The sequence below is a fragment of the Carnobacterium mobile DSM 4848 genome (assembly GCF_000744825.1).
Lineage (GTDB): Bacteria > Bacillota > Bacilli > Lactobacillales > Carnobacteriaceae > Carnobacterium_A > Carnobacterium_A mobile.
In genome coordinates this window covers 607,723-625,742 of sequence record NZ_JQMR01000001.1, presented here as the reverse complement: position 1 = coordinate 625,742, position 18,020 = coordinate 607,723, and the positions used below count along the sequence as shown (strand labels likewise).

Here is an 18,020-nt window from a genome sequence, read left to right as displayed (position 1 = left end):
ATATGAGTAAATTAAACAGCATTACGATTCGAACATGGGGCATCACAATGTTTATCATTGGTTTTTGTTTTATTACAACTAATGAGATATATGGACGAATTTATCAAAATAACATAGAAAAAAACTATCTAGCAGATTATGAACAGTCCATTGAATCAATAGAGGGGTATCTAGAAAAAGAACCACATTTTTTGATTGAAAATTTAGACAAACTTAAAGCACATGATACTCACTTATTTATGGAGGTTTATCTAGATGGCCAACTCGTAACGGATTCCTATACTGGCACTGATCCCTCAGTGCCCACTACCAAAAAGAAGTTGTTAGCTAATGAAGATGTAACACAGGCGGTAAATATGGGAAGAGATACTCAGATAATTAGCAAGACTAAAATTGGTTCGAATCAAAACACTCTTTTTATGTTTCGGATAAAGAATTTTACGTTAGATGGAAAAAAAGGTGCGTTGTATTCTTTTGTTGATTTAGCTTCTTTAAACGAAACTGAGAAAAAAATGAACCAGTGGACCCTAATTAATTTTATTTTTTATGGAATATTATCTGTTTTATTTTTCTACTATTTACAAAAACGTTTAGGCAAACCGTTAAATACGTTAAGAGATATCGCGTTTGAATACGCTAAAAACGACTTTTCACAAGAAGCTCCTATAAACTTCAAGGACGAGCTCTCACAATTGGCGTTAGCAATGAATAAAATGCGCAAATCATTAGAAACTACTGGAACTGCAACGCGCCAAGAAAAAGAATTATTAGAAAATATTGTTTCTTCTATTTCTACCGGAATTCTTTATTACAATCAAGATAAGACCCTATTGATGTCCAATCCATTAGGCGAAAACTTTTTGCGTAATTGGAACAATGGTGAGGGGACTGAGGAACAGTCTTTACCCGATTTTTTAGCAGACAAAATTGATGAAGTCATTAACAAATCAGAAAAGGTTTATCATGACACGATGATCAATGACTTTTATTTTCAAATCTCATTGGTTCCTTTATTTGATGAAGACTTAGAAAATGTTCGTGGTGTTTTAGTATCCCTGCAAGATTTAACAAAAGAACGTCGTTTAGATAAAATGCGGGTCGACTTTATTAATAATGTCTCTCATGAATTACGGACACCTTTAGTGATGATTCAAGGGTATAGTGAAGCCATTCTAGATGATGTAGCGGAAACAGATGAAGAAAAACATGAAATGGCTAGTATTATCGGAGATGAATCTAAACGAATGAACCGTTTAGTTAATGAGATGCTCGATTTATCTAGAATGGAAGCAGGATACATTGATTTAGTTCCAGTTGAAGTAGATTTAGAAGCCTTTTTCATGAAAATTTTGTCTCGTTTCAATAGAATGGCAGAAAAAAATCAAGTTCATTTGAGCTTGGAAATTGAACCTTCTGTAAAAAAATATTATATGGATGAAGATAAAATGAACCAAGTATTTGTTAATTTAATCAATAATGCCATCCGTCACGCATCTTTGTCCGAACGAAATGATGCTCATGTGAAACTATGGGTGCATGAAGATAAAATCACGGATGAGGTACAAATGGAAGTAATTGATAATGGTCCGGGTATTGCAGAAGCAGATATACCTTATATCTTTGACCGCTTTTATAAAGCAGATAAGTCAAGAACCGTTAGCAAAAGCAGCCAAACAGGTACTGGAATTGGGTTGTCTATTGTCAAGAATATCGTTGAGGAACATGGCGGATATATTGAAGTTATCAGCGTGCCTAACAAAGTCACCAGTTTTAGGATTCACTTTCCTTATATAGAAGAACTTGATGAAGCTGACTAAAAGAAAGTAAGCCTTGCAAATTGAAACAAAGCATTGTATACTTTAATAGTACAGAAAAGTACTAAAAAAATAATAGATTCGTCTTCAGGGGCAGGGTGTAATTCCCGACCGGTGGTATAGTCCACGAGCTAGATAGCATTATCTGGTTGAACTGGTTTAATTCCAGTACCGACAGTAAAGTCTGGATAAAGAAGATGGGGCTTATTTGAATTCGAACGTGTTCATATGCTCTGTTTAATTTTCTGAAGAGAAATTAGACGAGCATATTTTTTTGGATCAAATTCTTAAGTAAGCCCAAGAATGCTCATGCTGATGAATCCTTTCAGGAGGATTTACTATGCAAAATAGTCGTACAAAAAAGTTAGTCGGGGTTTCAATGCTGGCTGCTGTAGCCTTTGTTTTAATGTTTTTTGCTTTTCCAATTATTCCAGGTGTTTCTTTTTTGAAAATCGATTTTAGCGATATACCTGTTTTACTTGGAATGTTTATTTACGGACCAAGTGCCGGAATAGGAGTAGCTTTCATACGAACCATTCTTCATTATATTCAAACTGGTGGAGATGCAGGATATCCGATTGGAGATACTGCAAGTTTAATAGCTTCCATTGCTTATTGCTTACCGATCTATTACGTGATGCGCAATAAAACGGAAACAACTAAAAATATTGTTTTGGCAAATGTACTAGGAACTGTTTCATTGACTACCATTTTGTCATTTTTAAACGCCTATGTGTTAATCCCGCTTTATTTTGCGGTGTTAAACTTTAACGTTGGGCCAGTACAACAATACGTTTTTTATGGTGTTGTTCCATTCAATATAAGTAAAGGAATTATTGTCAGCACTGTATTTGTAGCTCTCTTTGCTAAAATGAAACCTTGGATTTTTAAAAATCAATTATCTGAAGCAAGTTGTCTGAAATAACTTCATTTGTCTTACTAAAAATGATTTCGTGAAAAATTGCGGAATCATTTTTTGATGTTCTAAAGAATTATAAAGTATTCAGAACCGTTTTTTGGTATATTATGTTTACCAGATGAGTTATTGGGGATAATATAACTTGGCAAAAAGTAACTGGTTTAAAAGAACCAGTAGAAGGAGGCTAGAAAATTTGCATAAATTAACCTATCTTGAAAGTTTCTGTTTATCCTTATTTTCTAGAACGATTTCAAAAAAAGGCGCAACGCTTTACCATATCGTTACGGGGAAGAGAACCGCTTCTATTCTTTATAATGCCCAGCACTATAAATTGAGTTCTTACTTTTCTTTGTTTCCAAAACTTAAGAGAGAACAATTCAACTACATAATAGAGAAATTAGACCGCTTAGGACTGATCAAAAAAGCTGAAGTTAAAGAAGAGTATTATTTAACAGAAGAAGGCTGGCTGTATTGTCAACAATACTTTTCGGATCATACGTATCCTGTTCACCTAAACCTATTGTCAAACGGTACAGCGCTTAAACAATTTTGGCGGATTATTCTGCTGATTACGCAAGTGCTATCTGAGTCACGCTACCACAACAGTCATTATTTGCCGATTGAAAAAGAGTGGGAAAAACAAATGTGGTTAAAAAAATGGCTGAAACAGCAATCAAAAAACAAACAAGAGCTGGCTGAACAATTTGGTAAAGAATGGATCTTGCTATTGAAGCAGTTGCCATCATTAAATGCTGAACTAATTGTGGATTGTCTGTCAGGCCATCATAAAATCGGCAAGACACGACAACAATTAGCTGATTCTTATCAGTTAGATTCATTTGAGATTGAATTGCTTTTACTAGATTCTCTATCTTGGATCTGGAAAGTAATAGAAGAACAGCAGCAAGAGGTTCCTTTATTTCATTCCATTTATCAAGCAATCAATAAAGAATACCGCGGGATCACGCAAAGCGCAATCGTTACCGAAAGCTATCTATTAGAGGGACATTCTCTCGAAGAAACAGCCAAATTACGCCAGTTAAAATTTAGTACAGTATCGGAACATACCATTGAACTGTATATTGTGGAACCGGCATTCGACTTATCCTTGGTTTTGTCTGAAAAAAATTTTAATACAGTAAAACAACTTTTGGAAGAGCAACCGACAATTGCGTATCATGAAGTTGTAGAGAAAAGACCTGAAATTCTTTTTTTGTGGTATCGATTAGCTCAGATAGAAAGGAACCACCGCAATGAATAAACACACACAAATCAAAGAAATGTTGTATCAGCGTTTTGGCTATACCTCCTTTCGTGAAGGGCAAGAAGAAGCCATCTTAGCTGCATTATCAGGCGACAATACCTTAGTGATGCTGCCTACAGGTACCGGAAAATCAATTTGTTACCAACTCACTGGTTATTGTTTGGATGGAATTGTTCTGATTGTCTCTCCATTATTGTCTTTAATGCAAGATCAAGTAGAACAAATGAAAATGATGGGAGAAAAAAGAGTAGCGGCTATCAATAGTTTAATGAATAAACGAGAAAAAGAATGGATATTAAATCATTTGCCTCAATATAAATTTATTTTTCTTTCTCCAGAAATGCTTCAGCAAAAATATGTGTTGAACCAGCTTAAACAGCAAGAAATTTCGTTATTAGCTATTGATGAGGCACATTGTATCTCTCAATGGGGGATGGACTTTCGTTTGGACTATTTAGAATTGGGAAAATCGCGTAAAGAATTAGGAGAACCTTTAACAATGGCTTTAACGGCTACTGCAACTGAAATCGTTCGTGAAGAGATTTTAACCTCTTTATTTTTAGATAAAACTAAAACAAAACAAATCCTTTATTCTGTGGACCGTCCTAATATTGCCTATTCTACTATTAGCTGTTATCAAGATAAAAACGAACAACTCTTAAACCAAATCAACCAGTTGACTAAACCGGGCATTATTTATTTTTCTAGTAAGAAAAAAGCGGATGAAGTAGCGGGTTGGCTCAAAAGTAAAACTGGATTTTCAGTTGAAAGTTACCATTCTGATATTGAAAATGATGATAAAATAAAAATACAGCAACAATTTATCCAAAATGAAATTGATATTATTTGTGCCACTAGTGCTTTTGGAATGGGAATCAACAAAGAAAATATTCGCTTTGTTATCCATTATCATTTACCAGCCAGCGTTGAAGCGTATCTGCAAGAAGTAGGTAGAAGCGGCCGGGATGGGAAACCAAGTGTGGCTATCTTATTATTCGAAGCTGGAGATCAGTTTTTACAGTTGCGCTTGCAAGAAGATGGCTTACCCACTTCGGCTATGTTAGAGTATGCTTACCGGCATAAAAAAATCATTGAAGGAAGTTGCAGCAGTACACAGAAACAAATCATTGAAAATTATCTGCTATCACATGTTCCATTAGAAGAAGCTAAATCACAAATAATGGGACGGAAAATACAAAAAGAAAGACAACTAGACTACATGGTCCACTATGCTCAAACAACGGAATGCAAACGAGTCCATATTCTTCATTATTTTAATGAGTCTTTAATGGAGAAACCGTTCAACTGTTGTTCCAGCTGTGGTTTAGATGAAGAATGTTTTTGGAGCAATCAAGAAGAATACCTTCAAAGTAAAATGACCAAAGAGAAAAATTGGGAAAAAGCGCTAACAAAATTATTTTTGTTAACGAATTAATAAAGCAAGTTGAATTAAAATATGTTACAATAAAAGCGAATTATCTTTAGGAGGAATAGTTGATGGCTGGAAAAAAATCTAAAAAAAACCAGAATGATGAAATTTGGTCTCGTAAATTTGATAACGATGACGGCTTAGAGAGCGATAATCAGTCAAGAATAGCTCGTAAAAAAGCCAAAGGAGGAATTTCTCCGATAGTAACTTCGCTGTTTATATTTTTAGCTTTGCTGATCATTTTGCCAGTAGCAACTTATCTTTGGTATGTTAATAGCGGCAGTCAAGCAGAAGAATTAAAGCCGGATGAAGAAAAAATAACGATCACACAAAATAGCAGTACTGAATCAAGTTCTGAAAAGAACAGTTCTAGTAGTTCAAGCGAGAAAGATACCGAATCTTCAGAAGAAAGTAGTGTTGTAGAACAACCGGTTGAATCTGAACCGGAAGAGGACATTGCTGATGTTCCAGTTCAAACACCTCCAGAAGAAGAGCCTGTTGAAAGTGTTCAAGAAAATGAACCAGAAACAGTACCAGAAGAAACAGGCGGAACGTATACCGTTAAAGCTGGAGATAATCTTTATCGTATTGCTTTAAATCATGGAATGACAACTGAAGAATTAAAAACTTTAAATGGCATTTCTGGCGATGAAGTTTCAGTAGGAACAGTGTTAAAAGTAAAATAAGTAAAAACATGTCATTAAAAGCCGTCTTAGGACGGCTTTTAATGTGAAAACAGAAAGAAGGCTAACAATGGATAAAAAAATAATGATTGCTATAGACGGACCAGCTTCTGCTGGAAAAAGTACCGTAGCTAAAATACTGGCTAAAGATTTAGGATATGTTTATTGTGATACAGGAGCGATGTATCGGGCGTTAACTTACCAAGCCTTGCAGTTTAAAATAGATCCTACAGATGAACAAGCTTTAGTCAGTTTATTGAAAAAAATGGAATTATCTTTTGAACCTTCTGAAAAAAAACAAAAAGTATTTGTCAATCACGTAGAAGTAACAGAAGCTATCCGACAACCAGATGTAACGAATTTAGTGTCTGTTGTTGCAGCCCATAGCGAAGTACGAAAAGAATTAGTGAAAAGACAAAAGAAAATTGCCGATCAAGGCAAAATCGTGATGGATGGACGCGATATTGGTACAGCTGTTTTACCACATGCTGAAGTGAAGATTTTTCTGGTTGCAAGTGTGGATGAACGAGCAGATAGACGCTATAAAGAAAATCTATCTAACGGTGTAAATACACCTTTAGATACGTTAAAACAAGAAATTGCAGAACGGGATTATAAGGACTCGCATCGTACGGTCTCTCCGTTGAAACAAGCAGAAGATGCGATCTTAGTGGATACTACTGGTCTAGGGATCGAACAAGTAGTTCAAAAAATCAAAGACATTATCGCTGAAAAAGTAAGCTGACTGTCCTTGAATAGGGATCAAATGGTTTGCAACAACGAAAGAATCTAGTGGTTATCAGTTTAGACTTAGTTTTTTGTAGGTGTTTTGGTGGCATTATTTTAGAAAATTGGTTAAAATAAGTAGAGAAGGATTTATTTGGCTAAAATAGGAGGACAAAAACATGACAGATCACATAGGTAATAACGAAGCAACAGAACAAGAGTCAATGCTGGACGCATTAAACAGCGTACAAGAAATTCATATTGGCGATACTGTTCAGGGAGAAATTCTAAAAATCCAAGATAATAAACAAGCTATCGTCGGCATTATCGGCGGAGGCGTTGAAGGCGTTATTCCTAATAACGAATTATCCGCTGCACCTTTTGAAGATGTGACAGAAATTGTCAATGTAGGTGATGTAGTTGATTTAGTCGTAATAAAAGAAATTAAAGATAAAGAAAACGGCAGCTATTTACTATCGAAGCGCCGGATCGATGCTAAACAAGTATGGGAAAAAATCCAAAAAGATTTTGAAGAAGGAACGATTATTGAAGCTCCTGTCAAAGAAGTGGTTAAAGGCGGTTTAGTCGTTGATGCAGGGGTTCGCGGTTTTGTTCCAGCTTCAATGGTTGATGTTCATTTTGTTGATGATTTTTCAAGTTATAAAGGAAAAACGTTGGCATTTAAAATTATGGAAATCGAACCTAGTGAAAATCGTTTGATCCTTTCTCATAAAGCTGTTTTACAAGCTGAAAATGAGTTGAAGAAAAAAGAGATCATGCAGAATTTAACTGAAGGCGAAACGGTTAAAGGGAAAGTTGCCCGCTTAACTAATTTTGGAGCTTTCATTGATTTAGGCGGAGTAGATGGACTTGTCCATATTTCCCAAATCTCTTACGAACACGTTAAAAATCCAGCAGATGTTTTAAAAGTTGGGGAAGAGGTTGATGTAAAAGTTCTTTCTGTCGATGAAGAAACTGGAAGAATTTCATTATCTATCAAAGATACTTTACCTGGACCATGGGACAACATTGAAGAACGTGCAGCAGTAGGCTCTGTTTTAGATGGAACCGTTAAACGTCTAACAAGTTTCGGTGCATTTGTAGAAGTTTTCCCTGGCGTAGAAGGTTTGGTGCATATTTCACAAATTTCACATAACCATATTGCAACACCGCATGAGGTATTAAGTGAAGGCCAAGAAATCAAAGTGAAAGTATTAGATGTTAACCCTAATGATCAACGCTTATCTTTGAGTATTAAAGCTTTAGAAGAAAAACCATATCAAGAAGCAAAAGAAGAAACAACTGATTACGAAGTACCGGAATCAGATACTGGATTTACTTTAGGTGACATTCTTGGCGATCAATTATCGGATATTACTTCTGATACAGAAGATGCTGAAGAAGAAAAATAATTAACGCTAATGTAGAGAAAACAGACATGCGGTGTAAGCGAGCTGCATGTCATTTTTTCTGTCTTAAAATGAGAAATAGCTTAAAAAAGTAGCTGAAGTTTACTGTTTTAATCAGTTTTGTTCAGCAAAAGCTTGCAAGTTCAAGCTTTGTTCTATAAACTAACTAAAAGAATAAGAAATAAAAAGAAGGAGGCTAAATCAATGGCAAAACCAGTTATCGCCATCGTTGGTCGTCCAAATGTAGGCAAATCAACTATTTTTAATCGCATTGTAGGCGAAAGAATTTCTATTGTTGAAGATATTTCAGGCGTTACGCGTGACCGCATCTATGCTCCGGCTGAATGGTTGGGCAAAGAGTTTAATCTGATTGATACAGGCGGAATTGATTTGGGAGACGAACCATTTCTTGAACAAATCAAGCACCAAGCAGAAATCGCAATGGAAGAGGCAGACGTCATTATTTTTATTACCAGTGGAAGAGAAAGCGTCACAGATGCCGATGAAAATGTAGCGAAGATTTTATACCGTACGAATAAACCTGTGTTACTAGCAGTTAATAAAGTAGATAACCCTGAAATGCGCAGTGAAATATTCGATTTTTATACCCTTGGTTTAGGAGAACCGTTTCCTATTTCAGGCAGTCATGGTTTAGGAATAGGAGATCTTTTAGACGCAGCGATCAGCCATTTTCCTGAGGACACAGAAGAAGAGTATGATGATTCTGTTATTAAATTTAGCCTTATTGGCAGACCCAATGTAGGAAAATCGTCTATTGTTAATGCTATGCTGGGTGAAGATCGTGTAATTGTTTCTAATATAGCTGGAACAACACGAGATGCAATCGATACCGAATTTGTAGACGCTGAAGGCACCGAATTTGTTATGATCGATACAGCTGGAATGCGTAAACGCGGTAAAGTGTATGAAACAACTGAAAAATATAGTGTGTTGAGAGCTCTTAGGGCGATTGAACGCTCTGATGTCGTTCTAGTTGTATTGAACGCTGAAGAAGGCATTAGAGAACAAGATAAGAAAGTCGCTGGATACGCTCATGAGGCTGGAAAAGGCGTTATTATCGTAGTAAATAAATGGGATACTCTTGAAAAAGATAACAGTACGATGAAAGATTTTGAAAAAGATATTCGTAAGGAATTTGCTTATTTAAGTTATGCTCCAATTGTTTTTGTATCTGCGTTAACGAAACAACGATTAAATAAGCTGCCTGAAATGATTAAACTCGTCAGCGAAAATCAACGGTTACGAGTACAGTCTTCTGTTTTAAACGATGTCATCATGGATGCTGTAGCAATGAATCCAACGCCTACAGACAAAGGAAAACGTTTGAAGATTTATTATGCTACACAAGTAGCTGTGAAACCTCCAACTTTTGTTGTTTTCGTGAACGATCCAGAAATGATGCACTTTTCTTATGCACGTTTTCTTGAAAATCGAATCCGTGATACTTTTGTGTTTGAAGGTACACCAATTAGAATTCTTACTCGCCAACGAAAATAAAGGCAGTGACTGAATTTGAAAAAGCAAAGTTGGTATTCTAACACATTTAATTGAGCGATACAAACATTTAAACAGTTAAAGATAAAAAGCCAATAAATTACGATAAAAGCAATGAAAATCATTGCAGGAACGGCATTTGTATGATATCTTTTTAAATGAAATGTTATTTAGATGACTAATAGAGCATTTCGCATTGCTTCATTTTTGGACCACTCAAAAATGAAATTATGATGTTTATTTGCTTCTTAAAAAAAGCATCTATTCTTCTTTTCGAGGGAGGTGAAATATACATGGCTAATAAAGCTGAATTAATAGAAAATGTTGTTGCTGAAACAGGATTGACTAAAAAAGACGCAACTACAGCAGTAGATGCTGTTTTCGAAACTATTCAAGCAACTTTGAGCAAAGGCGAAAAAGTACAAATCATTGGTTTTGGTAACTTCGAAGTTCGTGATCGTGCTGCTCGTAAAGGACGTAACCCTCAAACTGGGGAAGAAATCCAAATCTCTGCAAGCAAAGTACCTGCATTCAAACCAGGTAAAGCACTTAAAGATGCAGTTAAATAATCTGTACTTAAAAACCCCTGAGAAATCAGGGGTTTTTGCTGTTTTTATAGGTTCTTCATTTTCTGACGTTCGTAAGAAAATTTCCTCCGGACTACGGGGTTGCTTGTGGAAAGCCATGGGACCTTTTTGAGCCGAAGAACGTGTCTCAAAACTTACAAGTTTGTCATGACTGTTGCTGCTTCAGCAGCTGTATAGACATGATACACTTGGGCGTATGCCCACAGTGCTTCGTTTTTTCCGTATCCTTTTCCATGGCTACAAGCAACTCCCTATTCCTCCAAAAATTTTTGAGATGTATTCCTAAATCATTTTGTATGAGAAGAAAATCAGTTTCATTACTGATCAATGTCAAATGCTATACAACCTTTTTATAGGGTGGGTGTTTCTAAAACTAGCAAAAAACTAGCAGAAATTTATCATCCGCTAGCTTAGTATTGTTCAACAATGTTTAATTTTATTCAAACTCTAGATCGACAATCATTTCATCTAAGTTTTCTAGAGATTCATTATTGTTCATAAATTCGATCCATCCTTGATAGGGATCAGCTGATTTAGAATTGATAATAGTTTTAAATTTATCGTAGATACTACGAACTAATTCAATCCACATCTTATCGACAGCTCGCTCCATCTTTGTTTCATTCCATCGCTTAGCAGGAGCACGTCTGCTATTGCGAGCTAGTTGGTCTTCCATTGCTTTTTCATAAAAAGTGCTTTTTCCGCTTAACTGTTCATTGATATATTCTAAAAATTCTTTAAAAGTCATTTCCGGCCTCCTGTAGTAAATCAGTTCTAAAAAAACATGTGTATCATCTTGTCCATTTTTGAAAAATCAACTTTTAAAGTTAAACAATCAGGAGCTATTTAAAAAGATGAAATCAATGTTAGTGATATCTCATAGTTAGTATATCAAAAATAACAACAAGCGTCAGGTACTTGTTAAATTTAACTAATCTGTGTTCAAGAAGAAATAGCCATAAAAAGAGGTCAAATGATGAACAATTAAAAAGAACTTATCAAAATCAGCTTTTTGCGAGAAAACTGTCTTAGGATGATAGAAATAGTCTGAATCCCAAATCACTATAAAAATATGTTAAAATAGATAAAAGATTGAAAAAGATGATTGTAAATGAAAGAGGTAAAATAAATGAATAATAGCCAAAAAATGATTGATGCTCTTCAAAACCAACAACTAAAAGAAGCTCATGCTTTTTTTGAACAAGCGTTAGTAGCGGATACAGATGATCAATTGTATCAATTAGCCGGTAATTTATATCATTTAGGCTTTTTAGAAGAAACGAAACAAATTTATCATCATCTATTGACCAAACACCCGGAAGATGATGAATTAAAAATAGGTTTAGCAGAAATCGAAATTGAATCAAACGAAATCGATGCTGCTATGGAATGGCTGCTTGATGTACCTGAGACAAGCGAAGCTTTTCCTCAGGCTTTACTTGTTTTCGCTGATCTTTATCAAGTTCAAGGATTGTATGAAGTCAGTGAACAAAAAATATTAAAAGCTAAAGAACTTTTACCGGATGAACCGGTTATTCAATTTGCACTGGCAGAGCTGCAATTTTCAATGGGAAAATATGCCCAAGCCATCCATGGATATGAAGAGCTGATGATTCAAGGATATAGCGAGTTTTCAGGTATAAACTTAGCAAGCCGTTGTGGAGCTGCCTATAGTGCTCTAGGTGACTTAGAACAGGCAGTATTGTACTTTGAACAAAGCGTAGAAGAAAACGAGACAGTCGATGCTTTATTTGAATTAGGGGTAACATACATGCAACAGAAAGAATTCAAACGTGCCAATGAAGTTTTCTACAAGCTAAAAGAGTTAGATCCGTCTTATACCTCAGTTTATCCTAATTTAGCTAAAGGATTGGAAGAAGAAAACCAACTTGAAAAAGCTGCTGAAATTGTTCAAGCAGGATTGAGAATGGATCAGTACAATTATGAACTGTTTGTAATCGGAGCAGAGATTGCTCTTAAATTAGAACAAGAAGAACAGGCTGAAGAATACTATTTATCAGCCAATGCGCTTTCTCCCGATAATGAAAGTTTACAATTGGCTTATATTAATCTGCTGTTGAAACAAGAACGATTTGAAGAAGCAGCAACACTAATTGAACAAGCATTAGAGTACGGTCAATCGGATCCGCAATTCTATTGGGATGCAGCGATAGCTTATGACAAATTAGAAAAATATGACCTAGCAGAAAAAGCTTACCAACAAGTTTATCCTGCTTTAAATCAAAATAAAGATTTCTTAAAAAACTATATTTATTTCCTCAGAGAAGCAGGAGAACGGACGATGATAAAAAACGCAGTAGCCGATTACTTGTTGTTAGAACCTGCGGATGCAGAAATATTGGAACTTTCAGAAGAAATTAATACTAACTATTAAAAGATTAGGTTATAATGAGAGTAGGCTTAGGGGATGAGGAGGTTTTCATAATGAATATCAAGGTATCTTTAGAAGCAAAAAAAGAATTTCTTGGATGGTTTTTGGATCGTCATCAATTAAAGCAAAGAGAGGCGATGTGGATATTAAACTATTTACTGAACCATGACATTGTTTTAAATAAAGTTCATTTTGTTGAAACTGTTGAAACTACACCTAGAGGCATGTTGATGTCAACGATCGGTACAGACGGCGAATCTTTTTCATTTTACAAAGACGGAATCTTATTCAATGACCCTGAACAAGCTTTTCATGAAGTTAGATTGAATTGGCACGAAGATATATATGTGGAACTTATTTTTAGAGATCCCTGGAAAACTTCCCAATACTTGGCAGTCTTAGAAGATAACCCTTATCATAAATGGAATGACTTTATCAGCGTAGAATTAGAAAATGAAGTAAAACATGCGTTGAATACACTGACTTTAAATCATAAGAAACAGCAAGTCATGCAGCAAATTGATCAAGCTTTGGAAACGGATGATCGAGATCAATTTCTCCAATTATCCAATGAATTGAAAGAAATTGAAGAGGATCTTTTAAAAGAACAAAAAAAGCCGAATCATTAGGGATTTGGCTTTTTTTATTGAAAATTTTAAATAAAAGAAACGTGCTTGCAAGCTGAAATTTTATTGATAAGATAAAAGAGATCAGTTTAGTTGGCATTTTAAGGGAATTTTTTGATAGAATAAACATGTAAATTAAGGACCGTTTTGAAAGGATGGATAAAAAATGATAAACATAATAGTTGCCGGATTTAAAGGGAAAATGGGCTCTACAGCCACTAAAATGGTTATTGAAAATAAAGATTTTTCTTTAGTCGGGGTATTGGATCCTTATGCTAAAGAAAGTAATTTAAATGAAATGGCTGAATTTTCTGAAATAGATGTGCCCGTTTTTAATGAAAAAGAAGCATTAGTCCAAAGTGTAGACGCTGATGTTTGGATTGATTTTACTATCCCGGCTGTTGCTTATGCCAATACACAATTTGCACTAGAAAATGGAATCCGTCCGGTTGTTGGAACGACAGGTTTTTCAGAAACCGAAGTTAAAAAGTTGACTGATTTATCTAAAGATAAAAAGATAGGCGGACTAATAGCACCGAATTTTGCTATCGGTGCCGTATTAATGATGCAATTTTCAGCAAAAGCTGCTAAATACTTCCCAGATGTAGAGATAATTGAAATGCACCATGATAACAAGTTAGATGCGCCAAGTGGAACAGCCATTAAGACAGCTGAAATGATCTATGCAGAACGAGGCGATCATCAACAAGGCCATCCAGATGAAAAAGAAAGCATTCCTGGAGCACGCGGAGCAGATTACAAAGGAATGAAGATCCATAGTGTCCGTTTACCAGGTTTAGTGGCTCACCAGCAAGTTCAATTTGGCAGCACAGGTGAAGGCTTAACGATTCGCCACGATTCATACGACCGGGCTTCCTTTATGACAGGAGTGGCTTTAGGTTGTGAAAAAGTCATGGAATTAGACGAATTGATTTATGGATTGGAAAACCTTCTATGATCACCTCTAATCACGAATTTATGAAAGCTTTACCGATCATTAAAAAAATACAAGAAGCTGGTTTTGAAGCCTATTTTGTAGGAGGGTGCGTCAGAGATGCTTTGCTAAATAAAGAAATCAATGATGTGGATATTGCTACTAGCGCTTTTCCCGCTGAAGTCAAAAAAATCTTTCCAAAGACATTTGATGTGGGCATTGAACATGGGACGGTAATGGTTTTGAGAAAAAATGAAACCTATGAAGTAACGACATTTCGGACAGAATCGACTTACCAAGATTTTAGAAGACCGGATGAGGTTGTTTTTGTTCGTTCGCTAAAAGAAGATTTAAAACGCCGAGATTTTACAGTAAACGCATTAGCGATGGACCAAGAAGGCCAAGTGATTGACTATTTTGGCGGTCAAAACGATTTAAAAAAAGGCTTGATCAAAGCAGTTGGTTCTCCGGAAGAACGATTTTTTGAAGATGCTTTGCGGATGATGCGTGGGGTCCGTTTCATTAGTCAATTAGATTTTGTGATGGATAACGAAACCGAAAAAGCGATTCATAAAAATCATGCTCTTCTCGAACACATTGCCGTTGAACGAATCCAAGTTGAATTCATGAAGCTTCTTTTAGGGAAAGGCCGACAAAAAGCCTTAAAAACGTTTATTGAAACAGAATTGTATTATTATTGTCCAGAGCTTTCACTTTACAAAAACGAATTGACATCATTCGCTGGACTAGAAGGTCAAATTCCAACACAATTAGCAGCTTGGACGCTGTTATTAGCTTTTCTGGAAAAATCAGAAGATGAAATTGAGCCATTCTTACGGAAATGGAAATGCTCTAAAAAAGAGATGCAGAGAGTCAAAACAGCTTATATTGCTTTGCAACAACGGCTTAAAGCACCTTTGACCCGCCTGTCTTTATATCAAAGCGGCTATGACATTGCGTTGGAAGTTGAAGCTATGCTGCCTTTTTTTAATTGCGAATCTGATATCGCTTATTTGGAAGAAGTAAAAGCATCGTTACCAATAAGAAACAAACAAGAGATGGCTGTTTCGGGGAATGATTTATTGCAGCAGTTCAATGCTAAACCTGGAAAATGGTTAGGAGAAGCTTTAGACGCAATAGAAAGGGCTATTTTATTAGATGAAGTTGTCAATGAAAGAGACCAGTTGCTGGATTGGGCGCATTCTTATCTCAAGAAAAAGCGTGATAATTCTTAACTCAAAGAGAAGGTTCAAAAGAACTATTTACTTACGAAAAGAAAGTTGTTATACTGCTTAAGTAAGTTACATTTAAGGGGGAATTATTTACATGGAAAACCAATTCACAAATTTACTAAAAGAGCGTCGTTCAATTTATGCTTTAGGAAAAGACGTATCTTTAGCTGATGATCAAATCGTTGCATTAGTATCAAATGCAGTTAAAGAAAGTCCATCTTCATTTAATTCACAAACATCTCGTGCAGTTGTGTTATTTGGAGATGCTCATAAAAAACTATGGGATTTAACAGAAGCGGCATTGAAAATCGGTGTTCCTGAAGGACAAGACTTTGCTCCAACTGTTGAAAAATTAAATTCTTTCCGTGCTGGTTATGGAACAATTTTATTCTTCGAAGACATGAGTATTGTTAAAAACCTACAAGAACAATTTGCTTTATATGCAGATAACTTCCCTGTATGGGCAGAACAAGCTTCTGGAATCGCTCAACACTCAGTATGGACTGCATTAGCAACTGAAAATATTGGTGCTAGTTTGCAACATTACAATCCATTGATCGATGACGCTGTTCATTCAGAATGGAACTTATCTTCTGATTGGAGACTACGCGCACAAATGCCATTTGGTTCAATCGAAGCACCAGCTCAAGGTAAAGACTATATGGATGACTCTGAACGAGTTCTTTCATTTAACTAATCTAATAACGTAAAAAACCAGGTCTTAAGAAAGCTCGTAAAGCTTCTCAATTCTCAAAACGTTAATATTGTTTATATATCAATGTTTCAAGGCACTTTCCAAATTTTGGAAGGTGTCTTTTTTTGACCTTTAGAACACATTTTAGAACACATTAGTGAGAGCCACTTCGTTTTAGAACCCGATCAAAAGCATTGTAGACATCTAAATTTACTACGTTTGGTGTGTTCACATAAATTCTTGTTGTAGCTATTTCTGAATGTGTTAAGGCTTCAGAAATTTTACTAATATCTGCTCCGCCTTGTTTAGCTAGAGTCGCAAAAGTATGGCGTAATTTATGCGGAGTCAAATGCACTAGATGTTTATGACGTCTTCTTAAAGTGTCAATTCGGTAGTTCAAATAATCAATGTGCAACGGACAATTAACTTCTCCAGATGGTTTACTGTAGGTAAATAAGAATTGCTCAGAAGTTTGATTGATCTTAAATTTTTGCAATTCTATTTTCTGCAATTCTTTCCACTCTTGAAGTAAGACTACGACTATATCTGATACTTGAACAAGTGTATCTTTTCCACCTTTAGTATTTTTTTGTTTTTGCTTTTTATCTAAAGCATATTTTAAGTGGATGGTATGTTTCTCAAAATCAATGTGTTTCCATTGCAGAGCATACGTTTCACTTTTGCGATCTCCTAAATATAGAGTAAGCATAAAAAGGGTATAGTCTTGAAGACTTAGTGATTTCTTTTCTAACTCAGTTTTTACTACATCTAGCCAATCTAATAATTCGTTTACTGCTAAAGATTGGTTTCCTTCACGTATTCTTTTTTCTTCTAATGCAATCTTTTTAGGCGCAGTGATACTTTGAATGACTTTTGTGGTTCGATTAAACTCGATATAACCTAATATTTCAGCTATATCAAACATTGAACGAATATAGCTTTTTAAAATTTTAATATTGGCATAGTTTCTAGATTTTGTGGTTAATTCATCAGATATGATTTCAGTGTTTCCATTGAGATGATTCATAGCATAATGACCGAACATCGGTAAGATATGCAATCTGAATAAGTCTTTGGTATTCTCAATCGTAATATCACTAGGAATTTTATTTCCACGTCCTGTTTGTCCTAATTCATATCTGGGAAGCCACTTAGTGTTATAAAACTCTTTGAACTTCATCTTCCCTTTAACTTCTAGAGCGTTCGCATTCTCCTCTCTTAAAGCTTTTGCAATTGTTTTCTTCATATCCTTTTCAGCTTTTATGGCTAATTGTTTCGTTGCAAAAGTCTTTTGAAATTTGTCTGATTTAATGCCCGTTAACTCTCTAAATTCTTGAGGATAACGTAAATTTGTTTTGTACTTTCCGTTTGTTTGTTTTGTAGGCATTTTCCTCATCTCCTTAAGATCAAAAATGAGGTAGTATATTTCGTTACCTCAATTATAGATGGCTGAACTTAAAAATTAAAGGATTTTGAAAGTATCCATGAATTCTTTGATATCTTCCACTTCAAAACGAATGACGCCATCAATTTTAATCATGGGAAAATGATATTGCTTAATCCACTTATCTAAAGTATTGTTATCAATTCCTAAAAAATCACAAGTTTGCTTTTTATTTAAATAGATTCGTGTTGCTATTAATCTCATCTCCTCTTTTAAATAAAAGATTCAAAAATCAGACGGCTATTAGTCATAGCTCCACGGAAATTTCATCCCTGCATGGGTCTCATCCAGCTCCATTCATTGCCTGCGACGCTTCAAACGCTCGAACAATGACGATAGAGGTGTATTATTA

The 18,020-nt window shown here is 35.3% G+C and carries 17 protein-coding genes and 1 riboswitch; of the genes, 14 read left to right on the top strand and 3 right to left on the bottom strand.

Going from position 1 to position 18,020, the window contains the following annotated elements:
- Positions 1-2: 2 nt before the first annotated feature.
- From BR87_RS02805 to BR87_RS02765, 9 genes are all read left to right on the top strand, one after another.
- Entirely contained in the window at positions 3-1,817 is a 1,815-nt protein-coding gene (locus tag BR87_RS02805) for a sensor histidine kinase (protein WP_035028373.1), read from the top strand.
- A gap of 76 nt (positions 1,818-1,893) precedes the next feature.
- A riboswitch (FMN riboswitch) is annotated at positions 1,894-2,017 on the top strand.
- Between the two features lie 137 nt (positions 2,018-2,154).
- Positions 2,155-2,739 carry an ECF transporter S component gene (locus BR87_RS02800; RefSeq protein WP_035028370.1) on the top strand — a complete coding sequence of 195 codons (585 nt, stop codon included), beginning with the start codon at positions 2,155-2,157 and terminating at the stop codon, positions 2,737-2,739.
- Between the two features lie 187 nt (positions 2,740-2,926).
- Positions 2,927-3,994 carry a YpbB family protein gene (locus BR87_RS02795; protein WP_035028367.1) on the top strand — a complete coding sequence of 356 codons (1,068 nt, stop codon included), beginning with the start codon at positions 2,927-2,929 and terminating at the stop codon, positions 3,992-3,994.
- Positions 3,987-5,432 (top strand): RecQ family ATP-dependent DNA helicase, encoded by a 1,446-nt coding sequence (locus BR87_RS02790; RefSeq protein WP_035028365.1) that lies wholly within the window; start codon positions 3,987-3,989, stop codon positions 5,430-5,432. Before BR87_RS02795 ends, BR87_RS02790 begins: the two co-directional genes overlap by 8 nt.
- Positions 5,433-5,494: 62 nt before the next feature.
- Positions 5,495-6,112 (top strand): LysM peptidoglycan-binding domain-containing protein, encoded by a 618-nt coding sequence (locus BR87_RS02785; RefSeq protein ID WP_035028362.1) that lies wholly within the window; start codon positions 5,495-5,497, stop codon positions 6,110-6,112.
- A 67-nt stretch (positions 6,113-6,179) separates the two neighbouring features.
- A complete protein-coding gene (cmk, locus tag BR87_RS02780) occupies positions 6,180-6,854 on the top strand; it encodes a (d)CMP kinase (protein ID WP_035028359.1) in 675 nt (224 codons plus the stop codon).
- Positions 6,855-7,014: 160 nt separating this feature from the next.
- Entirely contained in the window at positions 7,015-8,247 is a 1,233-nt protein-coding gene (gene rpsA, locus BR87_RS02775; protein ID WP_035028356.1) for a 30S ribosomal protein S1, read from the top strand.
- Positions 8,248-8,448: 201 nt separating this feature from the next.
- Complete coding sequence (gene der / locus BR87_RS02770) at positions 8,449-9,762, top strand: ribosome biogenesis GTPase Der (RefSeq protein WP_035028353.1); 1,314 nt, start codon at positions 8,449-8,451, stop codon at positions 9,760-9,762.
- Between the two features lie 290 nt (positions 9,763-10,052).
- Positions 10,053-10,328: an HU family DNA-binding protein gene (locus tag BR87_RS02765; RefSeq protein ID WP_035028350.1), complete on the top strand. Its 276-nt coding sequence runs from the start codon at positions 10,053-10,055 to the stop codon at positions 10,326-10,328.
- Between the two features lie 454 nt (positions 10,329-10,782).
- Here BR87_RS02765 and BR87_RS02760 read toward each other — a convergent pair whose 3' ends face one another.
- On the bottom strand, positions 10,783-11,094 hold the full coding sequence (locus BR87_RS02760; protein WP_035028347.1) for a hypothetical protein: 312 nt from the start codon (positions 11,092-11,094) through the stop codon (positions 10,783-10,785).
- Positions 11,095-11,475: 381 nt separating this feature from the next.
- Between BR87_RS02760 and BR87_RS02755 the strand changes: the two genes are divergently transcribed.
- From BR87_RS02755 to BR87_RS02735, 5 genes are all read left to right on the top strand, one after another.
- Complete coding sequence (locus BR87_RS02755) at positions 11,476-12,741, top strand: tetratricopeptide repeat protein (protein WP_035028345.1); 1,266 nt, start codon at positions 11,476-11,478, stop codon at positions 12,739-12,741.
- A gap of 50 nt (positions 12,742-12,791) precedes the next feature.
- Entirely contained in the window at positions 12,792-13,367 is a 576-nt protein-coding gene (locus tag BR87_RS02750; RefSeq protein WP_035028342.1) for a ReoY family proteolytic degradation factor, read from the top strand.
- A 163-nt stretch (positions 13,368-13,530) separates the two neighbouring features.
- On the top strand, positions 13,531-14,322 hold the full coding sequence (gene dapB / locus BR87_RS02745; protein ID WP_035028341.1) for a 4-hydroxy-tetrahydrodipicolinate reductase: 792 nt from the start codon (positions 13,531-13,533) through the stop codon (positions 14,320-14,322).
- Positions 14,319-15,533 (top strand): CCA tRNA nucleotidyltransferase, encoded by a 1,215-nt coding sequence (locus BR87_RS02740; protein WP_035028340.1) that lies wholly within the window; start codon positions 14,319-14,321, stop codon positions 15,531-15,533. The genes dapB and BR87_RS02740 overlap by 4 nt, the downstream gene beginning before the upstream one ends.
- Before the next feature lie 91 nt (positions 15,534-15,624).
- Positions 15,625-16,227, top strand: a complete 603-nt coding sequence (locus BR87_RS02735; RefSeq protein ID WP_035028330.1) for a nitroreductase family protein — start codon at positions 15,625-15,627, stop codon at positions 16,225-16,227.
- A 151-nt stretch (positions 16,228-16,378) separates the two neighbouring features.
- Here BR87_RS02735 and BR87_RS02730 read toward each other — a convergent pair whose 3' ends face one another.
- Entirely contained in the window at positions 16,379-17,611 is a 1,233-nt protein-coding gene (locus BR87_RS02730) for a site-specific integrase (protein ID WP_035028327.1), read from the bottom strand.
- A 75-nt stretch (positions 17,612-17,686) separates the two neighbouring features.
- Positions 17,687-17,872, bottom strand: a complete 186-nt coding sequence (locus BR87_RS02725; RefSeq protein WP_035028314.1) for a helix-turn-helix domain-containing protein — start codon at positions 17,870-17,872, stop codon at positions 17,687-17,689.
- Positions 17,873-18,020 lie beyond the last annotated feature (148 nt).

Bases quoted from the DNA above. Each gene is read 5' to 3' on its own strand.
- BR87_RS02790 (WP_035028365.1), top strand. From the start codon at position 3,987: ATGAATAAACACACACAAATCAAAGAAATGTTGTATCAGCGTTTTGGC.
- dapB (WP_035028341.1), top strand. From the start codon at position 13,531: ATGATAAACATAATAGTTGCCGGATTTAAAGGGAAAATGGGCTCTACA.
- BR87_RS02735 (WP_035028330.1), top strand. From the start codon at position 15,625: ATGGAAAACCAATTCACAAATTTACTAAAAGAGCGTCGTTCAATTTAT.
- BR87_RS02800 (WP_035028370.1), top strand. From the start codon at position 2,155: ATGCAAAATAGTCGTACAAAAAAGTTAGTCGGGGTTTCAATGCTGGCT.
- BR87_RS02750 (WP_035028342.1), top strand. From the start codon at position 12,792: ATGAATATCAAGGTATCTTTAGAAGCAAAAAAAGAATTTCTTGGATGG.
- BR87_RS02725 (WP_035028314.1), bottom strand. From the start codon at position 17,872: ATGAGATTAATAGCAACACGAATCTATTTAAATAAAAAGCAAACTTGT.
- BR87_RS02765 (WP_035028350.1), top strand. From the start codon at position 10,053: ATGGCTAATAAAGCTGAATTAATAGAAAATGTTGTTGCTGAAACAGGA.
- cmk (WP_035028359.1), top strand. From the start codon at position 6,180: ATGGATAAAAAAATAATGATTGCTATAGACGGACCAGCTTCTGCTGGA.
- BR87_RS02740 (WP_035028340.1), top strand. From the start codon at position 14,319: ATGATCACCTCTAATCACGAATTTATGAAAGCTTTACCGATCATTAAA.
- BR87_RS02755 (WP_035028345.1), top strand. From the start codon at position 11,476: ATGAATAATAGCCAAAAAATGATTGATGCTCTTCAAAACCAACAACTA.
- BR87_RS02730 (WP_035028327.1), bottom strand. From the start codon at position 17,611: ATGCCTACAAAACAAACAAACGGAAAGTACAAAACAAATTTACGTTAT.
- BR87_RS02785 (WP_035028362.1), top strand. From the start codon at position 5,495: ATGGCTGGAAAAAAATCTAAAAAAAACCAGAATGATGAAATTTGGTCT.
- BR87_RS02760 (WP_035028347.1), bottom strand. From the start codon at position 11,094: ATGACTTTTAAAGAATTTTTAGAATATATCAATGAACAGTTAAGCGGA.
- rpsA (WP_035028356.1), top strand. From the start codon at position 7,015: ATGACAGATCACATAGGTAATAACGAAGCAACAGAACAAGAGTCAATG.
- BR87_RS02805 (WP_035028373.1), top strand. From the start codon at position 3: ATGAGTAAATTAAACAGCATTACGATTCGAACATGGGGCATCACAATG.
- der (WP_035028353.1), top strand. From the start codon at position 8,449: ATGGCAAAACCAGTTATCGCCATCGTTGGTCGTCCAAATGTAGGCAAA.